Genomic DNA, 16,658 nt, shown 5'->3' on the forward strand with positions numbered 1-16,658 from the left:
CCATAGAGACGTCATGAGCCTCCTCGATTTCCTTCCAGGTGCATGTTCCTTCTTCCAGCATACGTAGTGCACTCAGTTTTTGTTCAATCGAATGCCGACTTCTCGCCATAAAAAAACACTCCCCAATAGATAAACAGATTTGTTATTTCATCTGTCTACCTATTGGGTAGCATATCAAACGTTCAGCCAGGTCTCTTTGAATTAGTTCGATGAACGCATGAATTGATGAATGCCGGAAGCAGTCGCATCAGCCATCCGTTGACGATATGTCGTACTCGTTAGATGAGCGCGATCGTTCGCATTGCCAATAAATCCGTATTCGACGAGCGTCGACGGGACGGTATTCTTTCCGATGACATACACGTTTTGATACTTCACGCCACGGTTACGAATCGTTGGGATGCGTACGCCGAGTTCACGGTTGATGACCGCTCCTAAGTTACGACTCGCGGAGACGTAAGGGTTTGTCGTGTAGCTCTCCGTCGTTGGGACGAGCACTTCATGGCCTTGGTAGGCCGTACTCGGTGCCGAGTTGGCATGGATGCTTACAAAAGCGCTCCCTTTATAAGACTTTGTCAACGAAACGCGCTGGGCGAGGGATAAGTAGCCATCGTTTGCACGAGTCATTTTGACGTTATAGTTGTACGTGCTCGATAGTGTGTTCGCCAAGCGCTTAGCGATGTCGAGTGCAATGACTTTCTCTTGGACAGATCCGTAAACCGCACCAGGATCGTTCCCGCCATGGCCGGCATCGATGACGACGGTTCGTCCTGACCCGGTTGAAGTAGTGGGTGTCGTCGTTGTGCCCGCTTTCAAATAGCGCGCTGCGACGTAGCCGGTCTTTCCACCGTAAGAGACTTTATACCACGAGCCATACGTCCCTCGGTAAGTCACATTGCGGCCAGATGGGATGGTAAGCAATACCGTTCCGGTCGTCGAGGCACTCTTTCGCAAGTTCAAGTTGACAGTCGTCGTATAAGATTTTGTCGAGCTTGTCGTTGTCGATGGACTTGAAGCTTTTAAATATTGTGAGGAGACGTAACCGGTCTGTCCGCCATACGTCACTTTGTACCATGAACCGTATGTGCTGACATAAGTCACTCGTTTCCCTGTTGGAATCGTCAACAGAATCGTACCTCTCGTCGAGGCGCTTTTCCGTAAATTTAAGTTGACGGTTGTCGTATAGGCTTTCGTTGAACTAGTCGTCATCGTCGAAGCGGTTGTCTGCTTCACATACTGTGAAGCGACGTATCCCGTCTTGCCACCGTAAGAGACTTTATACCACGAGCCGTACTTGCTTATGTATTTGATCGTCGCGCCTGACGGGATTGTCAGAAGGACTTTGCTCCAAGTCGCTGCACTAAGGCGAAGGTTTAAATTGGCGGTTGTTTTATATGTAGTGGCCGCTTCGACACGAGTTGATTCAAATCCGGTCTGTGAAAGCTCGAGAGGTACGACTGCTGCGCCAGTGAAGACGAGGGATGTGCTAAGTAAGAGTTTTAAATGCCAAGGTGTTTTTTCTATGTTCAATCGTGATTCGCTCCTTTTTCTTGAATCTTTGAAATAACGATGAAATGAAATCGTCTTCATGTCTTCGCTATTATATAAGTAAACAAGAAAAAAATGGAGATTAATATGTAAATTGTTTATCTTTTTTTGAAAAATAGAACGATAGTCGCATTTGGAATAAAAAAGAGACACGAAGATAAACTAAATTATCTACCTATAAAAACACCTCAAGAAAGTTGGACTTTTAAGTCCGAACTTCTTGAGGTGTTCATATGAGAAACGTTTTTTGAAATTAGATAAGACGTGGAAGCTCTTCAGAAAAGGGTTTAGTTGTTTCTACCGCTTGAGTAATACGTGGAGCTTCTTCAGCAAACTTTCTGATTGGTGATTCAACTTTAGTGATGCGTGGAGCTTCTTCAGCATAGTTTAAAACTGGAGCTTCGATTTTGGTAATGCGTGGAGCTTCTTCGGCTAGTGGTTTAAACGAACTTCCTAGTAGAAAAATTGCTGCTGCGATAAAAAAGAATCCTGTTGCTTTTTTCATGATCAAATTCCTCCTATGTGTGTTGGTTTATGTGGATAAGCTATGATCCCTAGTATGATGTTGCTCAGTAGTCAGAGAGGGGAGATTCTAGCAATGTGTAGATTGCTTCAGATTGTTGAGCAATCCGTGATTCAAAATCTCCGATGAATTGTTGTGGCATGTTCGGTTCATAGAGAGTAACTTTGTCATACTCTTCTGTCGTAGCAGATGACAAAATTGGAACATGGGCTTCTTGACTGAGCAGTGTGCTGCAAAGAGGAGGAAATTGATTTTCAAACTGTTGGAGCGGTTCAGGTCGCCAACAGATTGATGCTTCTGGAAGAATGTATAGGATGTGTCCTTCTTTCAATAAAGATAGACACTGGCTAATGACACTTTGTTGATCCTGTTCAATGTTGATATAGCCGAACTCTTGAAAATGTTTCTCATAGACGGTTTTTGAACTGCGCTTTAGAATAGAGAGAGACAGTTCAGGCCCAAGAATATATAGCTTTTTATGAGACCGATTTTCTTGAAGCGTTCTAGCAATCAGTTTCGGTAAAGCCTGATAGTAATCAATTTGAAACGCGTTAAGGATAAAGCCTTTAGATGAACGTAACAATTGGGTCAGATATTCTAATCCCTCGAACTGTTTAGTGTCAGCATAGGAATAGGAAGCCTTGAAAGAAGACGCTTGCTTAGACTGGAAGTATATTCTAGGCTTAATGTAATCTTCTGCAAGTAAAAAGTTTAATTTACCCATATGACATATTCACCTCCATTGACTTAAATTCCTTTTATTCCTTCAAGTTGAATCTTTATACCTAAACTGCTCTTAAGTGATTACTCTTTAATAGTTAAATCTTATCATGAATTTCCTATCGGTCGAACTGTGAGTTGTTGGGAAATTTTCAGTCAAAAGGCCTGTTTTTTTATATGAAACGTTTAAATTTTCCTGAAATCGAAAGGAATAGAGGGTTGATAACGAAAAAACTGTCTGATATTAGGGCAAAGGGGCTACTGCTTATAATGGAATATAACTATGGAAACCTAATTAAAGTGGAGCGAATGAGAAAAAATATGAAACAAACCGTTTTAGCCCGAGGGATTTGTTCAGTTTCTTATTTAAGTAAAATTGAAAATAATCAAACTTCTCCTAGTGAAGAAGTCCTGGAACTTATTTTTGATAGGTTAGATTTGGATGTACCACTCTATTTTGACTTTAGTAATCAAGTGGAGAAAGTAAGAAGTGAAATTCGAAGTCTACTAAAAGAAGCAATCTTAAATCGTAATGATCAAGAAAAGCAAAATATCATTAAAAAATATATAGAACACCCAGCTGTCAAACAGTCGAAGACTTTGTATATTACTTTAATGGTTACTCTAGCAAGATTCGGTATGATGCCTGGTGGTGATGAGCAATATGTTACAGAGGTTGGTTGGATTGAAGACCAGTTGACCAAAGATGATCAGTTAAGATACACAATTATAAAGGCTCTAAAGATGTTTCAAAAGAATGAGAAAGAGATTGCCTTTGAACTTGTAGAAAAATTAAACGAAGAATTAGCGGGTTCAGGAATACCTGATTGGGAAGTTGCGGATATCCGTTACATCATGGGCGGACTTTACTATAAATTTACAGATAATATTCAAGCAATTGAAAATGTGAAATTTGCACTCGTTTATTTCCAAGAGAATTTTTGTTTAGAGAGAATTGTAGAATGTCATTTAATTATTGGTCTATCCTATAAGAGGAGAAAGCGTTTTTCTGATGCGTTATCTTACTATCAGAAAGCGATTAAAGTGATAAGTGCCACGGATTTAAAGAATTATTATGGAATGCTTTACAACAATATGGGTGAAATTTATTCTCTGCTTGGGGAGCGAGATAAAGCTCTGCAGTATTTTATTGAGAGTTTTGAATATAAAATTGAGGTGCGAAGTAAACTATACAGTGTTTTATCATTAATTGAAGTTAACTTTGATCAAAGTAACGAAGAAGGAGTGGTGGAATGGTTAACAGTAGGATATGATTTAATGAAAAAAGAAAATGAAATAGAAGAATTTAATCATCATTTTGATATATATTCGAATTATTTTAAAGAAAAAAATGTAGATGAGCTGATTTTCAGTTTGAAAAAAGCAGTCTCATATTTCGAATCTCATGATGAATACATGTACACAAAAAAATATGCATTTTGGCTTGCGCGAGAACTAAGAGAAAACGGCAAGTACAAACTAGCTACTGAATACTACGAAAAAGTAATAGCAATTATGTCGCAATCCGAATAACGTCTCCCAAAAGGAGGCGTTTTTTCATGCACAAAAAAAGAGACGCCCGAATCGTCTCTTTCATGGTGTAGTAAAATAGTGGACCGTCCAAAACGATTCATGGAGAAGTGACTCTTGTTCCGCATGGCCTGCCTGTACTTGTTGGATCAAGTGGATGATGTGCTTTTGCAGGTTTGCATCGTGGGAACCGCTATGGAGGATATGATCCTCGTTCGCAATGATGTAGAAACCACCCAAGCGACGCGGAATGTGGTTTCTCACGATGGATACGGCAATCTGGAGTTCGGTTTGTCCACCTTGAAGTGGAACGTTTAAATCAAAACGTCCCCATTGTTTAAAGTCACCTAATTCTGAAAACGCGGGTGGGTCCTGGTGATCCAACTTGATGACCTCCAATCGTGTGTCTCTCTTCTTCATTAGTATAACTTCTTTTCTATAAAAGACGTGTAAGAATATTGGCGTAGGTATAACCGAGTGAACTTGTTCTGTTCCGTTGCTATTGTTTTTCTATATTATGCCAAAAGATTCCTTTATTAAAAAGAAAAAAGCGGTGAAAAAACACGATCGGCTGAAATGCCAATCGTGTTCATTGATGAATCGCTTCTTTTAAAGTCGGTAATTCACAGATGAACGTGCTGCCTTCACCGTAAACTGATTCGACATGAAGGTGGCCTTCGTGTGCTTTAGTGATTTCTTTACAGATGGCAAGGCCAAGCCCGGTGCCGCCGATTTTACGACGATCCGAATTGTCGACACGATAAAATTTTCCGAATAAGTTCGGCAGAGCGGACGAAGGGATTCCGATTCCGTTATCGCGTACTTTTATGACGACTTGATTGTCGATCCGTTCGAGCGAGACGAGGACGTTGCCGCCTTCTGGTGAGTATTTTATGGCGTTACTGAGCAAGTTGCCGAGTAGTTGTTGCATCCCGGCGAGATCTGCCTCGATATGAAAATCTTGGGCCGAGTCGGCGTCGAGGTGAATGTGGTGCAGGTCGGTCGTCTCTTGATAGAATGTGATGCTGTCGCGTGCTAGTGTATACAAATCGACATGTTCCCACTCAAAGGTCTGTTTCCCGGCCTCCATTTTTTGAAGGTCGAGGAAGTCGCTGACCAAGTAGGAGAGGCGTTTCGCCTCGTCATGAATCGTCTTCAAATACAATTCACGGCGGCTGTCTTTCAAATTACGTTCGAGCATCAATTCTGTGAATCCGTAAATCGATGACAGTGGTGTCCGTAATTCATGAGACACGGTCGAGACGAGCTCAGACTTCATTCGGTCGATTTCGGTTTCGGCCGTCACATCACGTAAGACGAGCATCGTTCCGTGAAGCGTCTCGTCCCTGTAAATACTCTCCGCGTACACTTGAAGGTAACAATCCCCCTGGTCGAGCGAAATTGAAAGTCCATCCACTGGAGGGTCTTGGTTGAAGACGCGTTCGACATAGTCGATGAACAACTCACGTTGGTCGACGCGTTCGGCCAACTGTTCGATATCAATCGAGACGGTGGCCAATTCCTCATAGCCTTTGTATTCGAACTGAAGCTCATCGAACATGCGCACGAAAGCCCGGTTACCGACGACGGTCTGTTCTTCGTAGTTCAAGTAGAGGATTGCTTCGCGCACCGAGTTGATCAATTGGGCCGTCTCTTTCCGGTCTTGTTGCATCTGACTGTAAAGGCGTGTCCGTAGCAAGGAAATCGCCAATTGATTCGCGAACGCGTTCAACTCCGACTTTTCACTCGCATCGAACTGTTCGTCATAACAAGCGAGGTAGAGACACCCGATCATCTTGCCATCAGACGGATCCTTTACCGGGATGGCCGTCTCGTGGATATAGTAAGGATAGTTGTGAACATCGTCGGCAATTTTTTTCGACGTCGCCTCGAGTGCTTGTGAGGTCATGGTACGTTGTAATAGATATGATTTTTCGATTAAGCTCTCTTGTTGTTCCTCGGTCATTCCATTTGGGACGACCGAATGGATTTCTCCGTCCTTGACGAGCATCAACGCGCCGAATTCTGCTTCGGTCAACAAGACGATTTTTTCGATGACCGAAGAATAGTCGAATAACGATTCCTTCGAGGCGAGCACTTCAATCAATTCGTTTCGGGATTGTAGTTTGGTCTCATTTTGTTTTGATTCCTCGAGCACTTGTTGCGTCTCTTGTTGCTTCGCATGCATGTTTTCGTTTTGAGCAGCCATCCGTTTGATGAGCGGTCGCCCGATTAATAAAATAGCTCCGATAAACATGACTAACCCGACTACCCAGATCCAGCGTAGCGACATCAGTTCGCTTGACGAGACTGTCCCGTCTCGAACGACCCAAGCTCCGATCCCGGTCAAGATGAGGCTAGCGATACATACTCCGTATAAGATGCGGAGTATTTGGCGACTGTCCAATTGTTCAATCCACTTGCCCATAATACGCTCTACTTCCTTCCTTGTCTGAAAACCACTCCACTTCATTCATCAAATAATCGAAATATACATAAAGAGAAATCGTCTGAAAACCGAACTGCTCATGTACTGTGAAATCGGTTGATTTTCTTTTTCTCTAATTAACACATCTAGACGGATATACCCCGAATTTAATAACCCTACACATTCCGATGCGTTTACGTTTGACATCGTCCATTCGAAACAGCTAGCTTGAAAGTAACAATATGATGAAAGAAGAGGTGGCTTATGTTATCAATCGATCCGACTGCATTGACTGAACGAGACACGTATAAGTTTTTAATCGGGAGCATCGTCCCGCGGCCGATTGCTTTTGTGACGACGCGCAACGGTGATGTCGTCAATGCTGCCCCGTTCAGTTACTTTAATATCATCGCGTCAAACCCTCCGCTCGTCTCGGTGTCCATCCAACGAAAAGATGGCGTCATGAAAGATACGGCCCGGAATGCAGTTGCGACTGAGGAACTCGTGATTCATATCGTCGATGAGACGAACGTCGCACTCGTAAACGAGACGGCGGCGAACCTAGGGCCAGAGGAAAGTGAGCTCGACCGGACGACGTTCACGCTCGAACCGAGTGACGTCATTGAAACGCCGGGTGTCAAAGAAGCGAAGATCCGGATGGAGTGTAAACTTCATCATCACGTTCCCATCGAACATGACGGAAAAGTGACGGCCGATGTTTTAATCGCCCGTGTCGTCCGTTTTCATGTCGATCCCGAATTGTATCAAGCCGGGCGCATCGACGCAGCGCAATTGGCACCGGTCAGCCGTCTGGCTGGTGATTTTTATGCCAAACTCGGTGAACAGTTCGAGATTGAACGACCTAAATAAATATCGAAGGCGCCCGCTCGTTTTGGAGAGAGGGCGCCTGTTTTCGGGTAAAGAACGGAAAGCCGATTCGTACGATGTATTTCTTTCATTCAAGCGGCTCAATATGTCACAATAAAATCAGAACATTCGAATTTCGGAAGAGACAGGAACAAGAGAAAAAGGGGAGTCGGCCATGTCTTATCGTCCAGCTATTCAATCAATCATCACTGCCATTGAGACGGTGATCGTCGGAAAAGAAGATGTCATCGCAAAAAGTTTGACTGCTTTGCTTGCCGGAGGTCACGTGCTGTTAGAAGATGTCCCGGGTGTCGGGAAGACGATGCTCGTCCGTGCCTTCAGCCGCGCCATCGACCTTAACTTTAAACGCGTTCAATTCACTCCAGACATGCTCCCGTCCGATTTGACGGGCATCTCGATGTATAACCAAAAGACGAAAGAGTTTGAATATCGTCCCGGCCCGCTCATGGGCAACATCGTCCTAGCCGACGAGATCAACCGGACGTCACCGAAGACGCAGTCGGCGCTCTTAGAGGCGATGGCGGAGCGCAGTGTGACCGTTGACGGCGAAGTGAAGATTCTTCCGTCGCCGTTCTTCGTCATGGCGACCCAAAACCCGATCGAGCATGAAGGGACGTACCCGTTACCGGAAGCCCAACTCGACCGTTTCCTTCTCAAAATCGAGATGGGCTATCCGTCATTCAATGAGGAGATTGCCTTGCTGACCCGCTTCGAGAAGGCAGAACCGCTAGAAGCGTTGCAAAGTGTCATCTCGAAAGAAGAAGTGGAACAGATGCAGCGTGAAGTACGCGACGTTCACGTCTCGAGCGCGGTCAAGCAGTATATCGTCCGCTTGATTCATGAGACGCGGAACGACCCGTTCACATACCTCGGCGGAAGTCCGCGGGCGACGCTCGCTCTAATGAAAACGGCTCAGGCGTGGGCATACATCCATAACCGTGATTTCGTCTTACCGGATGACGTCAAAGCACTCGCTGGTAACGTGCTCGGGCACCGGGTATTGTTGACGGCGGAAGCGCGCTATAAAGGGAAGACGTCAGAGCAACTCGTCAAAGGGTGGCTCGACACACTTCCCGTCCCGATGGATCGCGAGGTCAAGGAAGTATGAAAAATTGGATGAAGCTGTTCCTCGTCTGGGCGGCGGCATTCGGACTTTATGCATTCGCTCGCATCGAGGGGAGTATTGTCGCGTCGACGCTATGGTGGTCATTTTTCGTCTTGACCGTGTACTGGACGCTGTTCATGGTGTATCCGGTCACGGCGGCGAACGTGTCTCGTCGCGTCACGACAAAACGGCTCGTCTCTGGGCAGACGATGGACGTGGCACTTCGAATCGAACGGAAGTACCCGTTCCTCATCGGTGTCGTCACGCTTGAAGAGACACCGCCATCGCGCTTGGCCGAGGTGACGGATCCGATCGTGACTCCGGTCGATCGTTTCTTTCGACGCAGTGAGACGGTCCATTATGAGATTGAACACATTAAACGAGGCATTCATGTGTTTGACCGGACACTCCTTCACGTGCGTGACGTCTTTGGGTTATTCGACCGTAAACGGACGCTTCGGATTGAGACGGTCGTCGAAGTCTCCCCGGCTGAACTGCCTTTCGATTTGCCGCGCGATGAACACGTCGGCGGACGGGGAGAGCAATATCGGCGCACCCGGACATATACCGAAGTCGCCAACACGACGAGCGGTGTCCGTGAGTATGCGGCCGGTGACCGTATCGGCCGGATCGATTGGAAAGCGTCGGCCCGTCGAGACAACTTGATGACGAAGACGTTCGACCAAGAGCAAGAAAAGAAACTATCGCTCGTATTCGTGCCGTCGGCTTCGGCTGGGCATGAGGAAGCGTTCGAACGTTCGCTGTCACTGCTCGTCGGGGCGATTCGGCAACTCGAGCGCAAAAACTTGCCGTTTGAACTGTACGTCATTGAAGAGCAGGTCCGCTTGTTCCACTTGCCGGACCAAAGTGCCGAGCTTGGGCATTATCTGTTGACGGCGACGCCGGAACCGGAAGGCCGTCTCGTCGAGCGGGTCAAGCGAAACATGCCGCAGGAGACGGGCAACTTGATTTTGATTAGCCCGTTCGAGACGAAATGGGTGCGCGAACTCATGCATGAGACCCAAGGCAGCTATCATCTCTATACGGCAAATGAGGTGACGACATGACCGAGTGGGTGAAGCGAATCGTTTATACGGCCCTGGCGGCTTACTTGTTGTCATTTTGGGTTGAACCGATTGTCGGAAGCACGACGTTTGATGTGAACTGGCCGTTTTTATTTTTGCTGCTCGTGCCGATGTTTGCGAGCCTGCTCCCTTGGTACGGCTTTATCGCTGTCGTCGTCCTCAACTTTTTTACTGTCCTCTACATCTATCATGGTAGTTTGCTCGACTGGTTCGGACTATGGCTCGACGACTTGACAGGTGTATTGAGCGGGGCGCTGCCTGAAGAAGCCATTTTCTTCTCGGCGATGGCGCTCATCGGTGTCTTGTTTGCCATCTTGGTCAGCCGGACGTATCCGAGCTACGGCTTCGTTCTCGGAATGATCGTGTCGACGCTTGGGTTGATGGCGTATTTTGACACGTGGACGCTCTATGATGGTGAAAGTAAAATCCTATTCGCCATCTTGGCATCGCTCTTCCTCTTGTTCGTGACCGATGTGGCGAAGCGTCCGAGCAAATCGCTCGTCCGTTACGTCAGCATCAGCCTGCTAGCTGCGGTCGTCATCGTACTTGGCAGTGTGTCTCCGACAATCGAAGGGGACTGGTCTGATCGGTTGACGACGAGTTTCCAAAACGCGGTGAACGAGGGCGGTTCAGGGAGTGGTCGCGTCGGTTATGGCGTGAACGACGAACAGCTCGGCGGTCCGTTCGAACAAGATGACGGCATCGTCTTCATCGCACGCGGTGTGCCAGCCCGCTATTGGCGCATCGAGGCAAAAGAGATTTATACGGGTAAAGGATGGGTTGAATCCCCTGTCCTCGATTCTGACTATAACCGGGGTCAGCTCGTCGACGATGAGGTCGATACGACCCCGGAACAGGCGTTGCTCCGATTTGACCGCCGCCAGTCGTTCGTCCCGTATGGCGGGGAGTACCCGCAGGCAGCGGAGACGGAGAGTGGGACGGAGTTCCTTGTCGGAGACATCGAAGAGTCGTTCCCGAATGAGACGATCCACATTCGCCCTTCCGGAAAAATCGTATTCGATAATGACGGACAAGTGACGCCGGAAACGATTCAGTTGCGATACAGCGTCCCTTCATTTACAGAACAACAACTCGAGCTGAACGAACCGGTGACGACGTTGACGGACGAGGAGCAACAAGCTTATTTGCAGTTGCCGGATACGCTACCGGACCGGGTCCGTGATTTAGCGGTCGAGATTATGGCCGACAGTGAGAACCCTTACGAACAAGCGCAAGCGATCCAAGCCTTCTTCCAGTCAGGCGAGTTCCAATATGACACGGAAGATGTGGCAACCCCTGAAGGCGAGACCGACTATGTCGACCAGTTCTTGTTCGATACGCTCGTTGGGTACTGTGATAACTTCTCAACGTCAGCGGCCGTGCTCCTGCGGGCGAACGGTGTGCCAACGCGTTGGGTGAAAGGCTTTACGATGGGGGATACACGCGGAGTCATCCAAGGTGAGGAAGAATATACGGTCCGAAACCGCCACGCCCACTCGTGGGTCGAGTATTTCGTGGAAGGGGCTGGTTGGGTGCCGCTCGAGGCGACGATCAGTTTCTCTGACGCCAACTTGTTGCAAGTCGAGACAGAATCGGACACGCAAGCGGATGATCCCGTGGCGAACGACCCTCAGGCGAACCAAAATGATCAACAGACAAACCGTCCGCAAGAAGACTTGGCGCTCGACGACGTCGTGACAGGCGAGACAGCGGCCGAGTCGTGGAACATACCGGTTTGGGCTTGGGTGCTCATCGTTTTTGCAGCCGCCTTGCTCGTCTGGAACCGCAAGTCACTCGAACGGTTGATCATGGTCCTCTGGTGGACGAGACGTCCGCTCAATGAACCACGTCTCGTGGCGATGCATCGTTATCTCGTGAAACGGCTTCGCGGCGCCGGATTTAAAGTTGAGGGCCGGACGCCGTCCGAGCTCGCGGCCGAAGTCGATGCGTACTATGAATCGGACGAAATGACGCGCCTGACACGCTTGTTCGAACAGAGCCTTTACGCTGATCAAACTCCGAATTCAAAATATAAAGAATATTGGAAAATCATGATTCGCCGAATTATGAGTTGAAGTGAACGGGTGCATACAGTAAGATAGACGCATTAGTTAGACAATTGAACAAAGCATTCCTTCGTATATACTCGCGAATTGGCGCGAGAGTCTCTACCGGACCACCGTAAATGGACCGACTATGAAGGAGCACGTTTCGTATACAGAAAAAAGGGCGTGCTTCTTCTTCGGTTTGGTGAATCCGGGGGAGAGGCTCGCTCTTTTTTTGAGATGAAGGCAGAAAGGTGGAGGTTTTGTGAAGATAGAACAAGAAATGATTTTGGTGCTCGACTTTGGAGGACAATACAATCAGTTGATCACACGCCGAGTGCGTGACCTTGGGGTGTACAGTGAGCTTCATTCCCATAAGATGACCGCTGCCGAGATTCGTGAACTTGCCCCGGCCGGTATTATTTTCTCGGGCGGACCGAACAGTGTTTACGCGGAAGGTGCGTACCGCTGCGATCCGGAAATCTTTGAACTCGGCATCCCGATCTTTGGGATCTGTTACGGGATGCAGCTCATGACGCATCATTTCGGTGGACGCGTCGAACGTGCGGCCCATCGCGAGTATGGGAAAGCGACGCTGTTCTCGACACCTGAAGCATCTGCCCTCTATAAAGGGTTACCGGTTGAGCATACGGTGTGGATGAGCCACGGTGACCTCGTCATGGAAGCACCGGAAGGGTTCATCGTCGATGGGACGAACCCGTCTTGCCCGGTCGCCTCGATCAAAAACGACGACCTCAAAATGTATGGTGTCCAGTACCATCCGGAAGTACGTCACTCGGAGTACGGCAACGACATCTTGAAAAACTTCATCTATGAAGTGTGTGGTGCCAAAGGCGAGTGGTCGATGGAGAACTTTATCGACATCGAAGTCGAGAAGATCCGTGAGATCGTCGGCGATAAACAAGTCCTCTGCGCCTTGTCTGGCGGTGTCGACTCATCTGTCGTCGCAGCACTCGTCCATCGTGCGATTGGGGACCAGTTGACGTGTATGTTCGTCGACCATGGTTTGCTCCGTAAAAATGAGGCGGATAGCGTCATGAAGACGTTCGCGGACGGATTCAACATGAAAGTCATCAAAATCGATGCGCAAGAACGTTTCATGGCGAAACTAGCCGGTGTCTCGGATCCGGAACAGAAACGGAAAATTATCGGCAATGAGTTCATTTACGTGTTTGACGAAGAAGCGTCTCAACTCGTCGATATGGACTTCCTTGCCCAAGGGACGCTTTACACGGATATCATCGAGAGCGGTACTGACACGGCGCAGACGATCAAGTCGCACCATAACGTCGGTGGCCTGCCTGAAGATATGAACTTCACGTTGATCGAGCCGCTCAACACGCTATTCAAAGATGAAGTACGGGAACTTGGTACAGAACTCGGCCTTCCTGAATACATCGTTTGGCGTCAGCCGTTCCCGGGACCGGGTCTTGGCATTCGCGTCCTCGGTGAGATCACGGAAGAGAAGCTTGAAATCGTACGCGAGTCGGATGCGATCCTTCGCGAAGAAGTGAAGAAGGCTGGACTCGAACGCGATATCTGGCAGTACTTCACTGTCCTCACACCGATCCGTTCGGTCGGGGTCATGGGCGACGAGCGGACGTACGACTATGCGGTCGGCGTTCGTGCCGTCACGTCGATTGACGGGATGACATCGGACTGGGCACGTATCCCGTGGGACGTGCTTGAAAAGATTTCAGTTCGAATCGTCAATGAAGTCAGTCACGTCAACCGTGTCCTGTACGACATCACATCGAAGCCACCAGCAACAATCGAGTGGGAATAAACTTGAGCAGAGGGGAATCCCTCTGCTTTTGTCTATTTCCGAACATTTAACGAAGAAATATTAATAAAATCCGTCATTTTGTTGACATTCGATTTTAACGCTGATAAGATAAAAACGTTCTTATTCATATCCGAACAATCAAATTAAATTTTGCCGTATAATATCGGGAATATGGCCCGAGAGTCTCTACGAAATCACCTTAAATGATTTCACTACGGCGAGACATATATAAGGGGACGTCTGTCCCTGTATGTTTCGCGTGGGGTCCTCGGTCATTGATCGGGGACCTTTCTCGTTTTACGGCGAGCCAAGGAGGAAAACCAATGAGCACACAGCTCAAGCAAGAACCGAAACATCAACCGTCAGAAAGCCGGATCGAACGTCACTTCCAGTTGAAAGAACTTGGAACGAACGTGAAAACCGAACTCGTCGCAGGATTCACGACATTCCTCGCGATGGCGTACATCTTGTTCGTCAACCCGAACGTGCTCGGGGCTGCTGGGATGGACATGGGTGCCGTCTTCGTGGCAACCGGTCTCGTCGCACTTATTGGATCGGTCACGATGGGGCTATTCGCCAACTATCCGATCGCCATCGCGCCAGGTATGGGGCTTAACGCCTTCTTCGCCTACAGTGTCGTCATCGGGATGGGCATCCCGTGGCAGACGGCGCTCTCAGGTGTACTCGTCTCAGGATTGTTCTTTATCGCTTTGACGCTCTCAGGTATTCGTGAGACGGTCGTTAACGCGATTCCGGCTCCGCTTAAAATGGCGGTGGCGGCAGGGATTGGTTTCTTCATCGCCTTCATCGGCTTGAAAAATGCAGGGATTGTTGTTGCGAACGAAGCGACACTTGTCGGCCTTGGGTCGCTCGGGACAGGAACTACGCTTCTCGCGGTATTCGGTCTCGTCGTCAGTGCATTGTTGATGGCTCGAGACATCAAGGGTGGAATTTTCATTGGGATGTTGTTGACAGCCATCGCGGGAATGATTTTCGGTCTCGTACCGACACCGACTGCGATTTCGGATGTTGTATCGATGCCACCAAGTATGTCTTCCACGTTTGGCCAAGCATTCATCAACTTCGGTGAGGTTTTCACGCTTCAAATGCTCATCGTCATCTTGACGTTCTTCTTCATCGACTTCTTTGATACGGCAGGAACACTCGTTGCTGTTGCGCGTCAAGCTGGAATCATGAAAGAAAATAAAGTACCACGTGCTAGTAAGGCGCTCATGGCGGATTCGACTGCAACGGTTGCGGGTGCGATCTTCGGTACATCGACAGCGACGTCTTACGTCGAATCGTCAGCGGGTGTAGCGGCGGGTGGTCGTACAGGGTTGACTGCTGTGTTCGCAGGTCTCTTCTTCGGGTTAGCGTTGTTCTTCTCACCACTCTTGGCAGTAGTCACGGCACCGGTTACGGCACCGGCACTCATCATCGTTGGTGTGTTGATGGCCTCAGCTCTCCTCGATATCGATTGGAAAAAAATCGAAATCGCGGTTCCGGCATTTTTGACGATTATCATGATGCCGCTCACGTCATCGATTGCGACTGGGATTGGGCTTGGATTTATTCTTTATCCGCTCATGATGATCGCGAAAGGGAAGACGAAAGAAATTCATCCAATCATGTACGGGATGCTCGTCATCTTCCTTGCTTACTTCATGTTCTTACCGCACGCATAATGTGACTAAGGCTGACTCGATCAAGAGTCAGCCTTTTTGTATGCAGTGTTTTCTGGCAGGAACGGGTCATACATCGTGAGTGCGTGGTTTTCGGTGATGAACTCGTTGCGCAGCAGTGTCCCGTCCTGCGAAATGACTTCTAGGAAAATTTGATTGTGCCGGATTGTCCCGCCCCACCATTCCTTTGTGAAATGGTGGTTTTGTTCGTATATTCTATAACTGACGGCCGGCGGGATGTCGGACCGCCATTCGCCGACAAGTTCGTCTCCTTCTATATATAGAAGCAATTGATATGTTTGGGTTGTCTGGTTCGTAATTTGCAGATCGAGATAATTGTATGAACATGTCGCACCGCTGCCGAACGGTTAGTCGCGTCTAGAGTCCGGGAATACATCGTAACTGTGCCGATAACGTTCGGTGACGGTGAGTGGGCTGTGCAGTGTGATCCAGTAAATCAAATTCGAAAGTTGACATAGGCCGCCCCCTACACTGGTAGTGACTTTGCCGTAGTGAAGGATCATGCCGTCGACATATCCTTTCCGTTTCGTTGGCCGCCCGATTGATTTCCAGTAAGATAATACTTCACCAGGGTGGACGATTAAGTTGTTAAGTTGCTTGATTGCGATGTGCAGGTTGATCACTTTGTTTCGTTGCATTTCCATATCGACATCACGGAGTCTTCTGTATAAAGGTGTGCGATGGGTGTGGATCAAATGAGGCAACGGCGCTTTACTTTTAGTGGACGCATAGTGCTTCTCGTCCGTCATCCATTCGAGACTTCGCTTGAGCGTATATGCTTGTGTCCCCGCCCAGATACGTAAGGGCGACCCTATGTTTTGGTTGGAGTTGCTGCATGTTGTGGCCACCTTCTGTGAATGAGTATAGGGGACGTATTCGAGTAGCGGAGAGTGATTCCTTCTTTAATGAAAAAGAGAAGAGAAATTTTTCTAAAGTTTTTTTAGAATAATGCTTGCCAGGCAGTTTGGAGGATGATATAGTTATCTCTGTTGCCAACAACGATTTCGGAAATGAGAAAAAAGTTGTTGACACGATTTAAAAAGAAATGTTATTATCATTTAGTCGCTAAGCGCGACAGACGAACTTTGAAAACTGAACGATGAGGCAAAAAAAGTTTTACAAGTTTTGATTGAAGCGCAAGCTTCGTCATTTTCAAGAGCTATATCAAATTCTTTGGAGAGTTTGATCCTGGCTCAGGACGAACGCTGGCGGCGTGCCTAATACATGCAAGTCGAGCGCAGGAAATCGACGGAACCCTTCGGGGGGAAGTCGACGG

12 protein-coding genes, 1 rRNA gene, 1 pseudogene and 2 riboswitches are annotated in these 16,658 nt (G+C 47.9%); of the genes and pseudogenes, 8 read left to right on the forward strand and 6 right to left on the reverse strand.

Going from position 1 to position 16,658, the window contains the following annotated elements; translation table 11 throughout:
* Window positions 1–201: 201 nt before the first annotated feature.
* From EVJ24_RS14785 to EVJ24_RS14795, 3 genes are all read right to left on the reverse strand, one after another.
* A complete protein-coding gene (locus EVJ24_RS14785; RefSeq protein WP_236637684.1) occupies window positions 202–1,530 on the reverse strand; it encodes an N-acetylmuramoyl-L-alanine amidase in 1,329 nt (442 codons plus the stop codon).
* Between the two features lie 271 nt (window positions 1,531–1,801).
* Window positions 1,802–2,053: a hypothetical protein gene (locus tag EVJ24_RS14790; RefSeq protein ID WP_131441756.1), complete on the reverse strand. Its 252-nt coding sequence runs from the start codon at window positions 2,051–2,053 to the stop codon at window positions 1,802–1,804.
* Window positions 2,054–2,117: 64 nt separating this feature from the next.
* Window positions 2,118–2,795, reverse strand: a complete 678-nt coding sequence (locus EVJ24_RS14795) for a hypothetical protein (RefSeq protein ID WP_131441757.1) — start codon at window positions 2,793–2,795, stop codon at window positions 2,118–2,120.
* A 173-nt stretch (window positions 2,796–2,968) separates the two neighbouring features.
* Between EVJ24_RS14795 and EVJ24_RS14800 the strand changes: the two genes are divergently transcribed.
* Window positions 2,969–4,324, forward strand: coding sequence for a tetratricopeptide repeat protein (locus tag EVJ24_RS14800; protein WP_236637685.1), 1,356 nt, complete (start codon window positions 2,969–2,971; stop codon window positions 4,322–4,324).
* Between the two features lie 60 nt (window positions 4,325–4,384).
* Here EVJ24_RS14800 and EVJ24_RS14805 read toward each other — a convergent pair whose 3' ends face one another.
* A complete protein-coding gene (locus EVJ24_RS14805) occupies window positions 4,385–4,705 on the reverse strand; it encodes a hypothetical protein (RefSeq protein WP_131441758.1) in 321 nt (106 codons plus the stop codon).
* A 205-nt stretch (window positions 4,706–4,910) separates the two neighbouring features.
* Complete coding sequence (locus tag EVJ24_RS14810; RefSeq protein ID WP_236637686.1) at window positions 4,911–6,749, reverse strand: ATP-binding protein; 1,839 nt, start codon at window positions 6,747–6,749, stop codon at window positions 4,911–4,913.
* Between the two features lie 264 nt (window positions 6,750–7,013).
* Between EVJ24_RS14810 and EVJ24_RS14815 the strand changes: the two genes are divergently transcribed.
* The 6 genes from EVJ24_RS14815 to EVJ24_RS14840 all read left to right on the forward strand — a co-directional run bounded on the left by EVJ24_RS14815 (window position 7,014) and on the right by EVJ24_RS14840 (window position 15,364).
* Window positions 7,014–7,619, forward strand: coding sequence for a flavin reductase family protein (locus EVJ24_RS14815; RefSeq protein ID WP_131441759.1), 606 nt, complete (start codon window positions 7,014–7,016; stop codon window positions 7,617–7,619).
* A 172-nt stretch (window positions 7,620–7,791) separates the two neighbouring features.
* Window positions 7,792–8,745 (forward strand): AAA family ATPase, encoded by a 954-nt coding sequence (locus tag EVJ24_RS14820; protein WP_071399040.1) that lies wholly within the window; start codon window positions 7,792–7,794, stop codon window positions 8,743–8,745.
* On the forward strand, window positions 8,742–9,809 hold the full coding sequence (locus EVJ24_RS14825) for a DUF58 domain-containing protein (protein WP_131441760.1): 1,068 nt from the start codon (window positions 8,742–8,744) through the stop codon (window positions 9,807–9,809). Before EVJ24_RS14820 ends, EVJ24_RS14825 begins: the two co-directional genes overlap by 4 nt.
* Entirely contained in the window at window positions 9,806–11,902 is a 2,097-nt protein-coding gene (locus EVJ24_RS14830) for a transglutaminase domain-containing protein (protein ID WP_131441761.1), read from the forward strand. The genes EVJ24_RS14825 and EVJ24_RS14830 overlap by 4 nt, the downstream gene beginning before the upstream one ends.
* Window positions 11,903–11,943: 41 nt before the next feature.
* A riboswitch (purine riboswitch) is annotated at window positions 11,944–12,044 on the forward strand.
* Between the two features lie 111 nt (window positions 12,045–12,155).
* Window positions 12,156–13,679 (forward strand): glutamine-hydrolyzing GMP synthase, encoded by a 1,524-nt coding sequence (gene guaA, locus EVJ24_RS14835; protein ID WP_071399046.1) that lies wholly within the window; start codon window positions 12,156–12,158, stop codon window positions 13,677–13,679.
* Between the two features lie 133 nt (window positions 13,680–13,812).
* Window positions 13,813–13,914: riboswitch (purine riboswitch) on the forward strand.
* Window positions 13,915–14,002: 88 nt separating this feature from the next.
* A complete protein-coding gene (locus EVJ24_RS14840) occupies window positions 14,003–15,364 on the forward strand; it encodes an NCS2 family permease (RefSeq protein ID WP_071399037.1) in 1,362 nt (453 codons plus the stop codon).
* Window positions 15,365–15,384: 20 nt separating this feature from the next.
* On the opposite strand, the pseudogene EVJ24_RS14845 reads toward EVJ24_RS14840, so the two are convergent.
* Window positions 15,385–16,219 (reverse strand): annotated as a pseudogene (locus EVJ24_RS14845) (VanW family protein).
* Window positions 16,220–16,552: 333 nt separating this feature from the next.
* Here EVJ24_RS14845 and EVJ24_RS14850 point away from each other — a divergent pair.
* A 16S ribosomal RNA gene (locus EVJ24_RS14850) occupies window positions 16,553–16,658 on the forward strand; the annotation flags it as partial.

It is taken from the genome of Exiguobacterium sp. SH1S21 (assembly GCF_004337175.1).
GTDB classification, from domain to species: Bacteria; Bacillota; Bacilli; order Exiguobacteriales; family Exiguobacteriaceae; genus Exiguobacterium; species Exiguobacterium aurantiacum_A.

Bases quoted from the DNA above. Each gene is read 5' to 3' on its own strand.
- EVJ24_RS14790 (WP_131441756.1), bottom strand. From the start codon at position 2,053: ATGAAAAAAGCAACAGGATTCTTTTTTATCGCAGCAGCAATTTTTCTA.
- EVJ24_RS14795 (WP_131441757.1), bottom strand. From the start codon at position 2,795: ATGGGTAAATTAAACTTTTTACTTGCAGAAGATTACATTAAGCCTAGA.
- EVJ24_RS14800 (WP_236637685.1), top strand. From the start codon at position 2,969: ATGAAACGTTTAAATTTTCCTGAAATCGAAAGGAATAGAGGGTTGATA.
- EVJ24_RS14810 (WP_236637686.1), bottom strand. From the start codon at position 6,749: ATGGGCAAGTGGATTGAACAATTGGACAGTCGCCAAATACTCCGCATC.
- EVJ24_RS14815 (WP_131441759.1), top strand. From the start codon at position 7,014: ATGTTATCAATCGATCCGACTGCATTGACTGAACGAGACACGTATAAG.
- EVJ24_RS14820 (WP_071399040.1), top strand. From the start codon at position 7,792: ATGTCTTATCGTCCAGCTATTCAATCAATCATCACTGCCATTGAGACG.
- EVJ24_RS14825 (WP_131441760.1), top strand. From the start codon at position 8,742: ATGAAAAATTGGATGAAGCTGTTCCTCGTCTGGGCGGCGGCATTCGGA.
- EVJ24_RS14830 (WP_131441761.1), top strand. From the start codon at position 9,806: ATGACCGAGTGGGTGAAGCGAATCGTTTATACGGCCCTGGCGGCTTAC.
- guaA (WP_071399046.1), top strand. From the start codon at position 12,156: ATGATTTTGGTGCTCGACTTTGGAGGACAATACAATCAGTTGATCACA.
- EVJ24_RS14840 (WP_071399037.1), top strand. From the start codon at position 14,003: ATGAGCACACAGCTCAAGCAAGAACCGAAACATCAACCGTCAGAAAGC.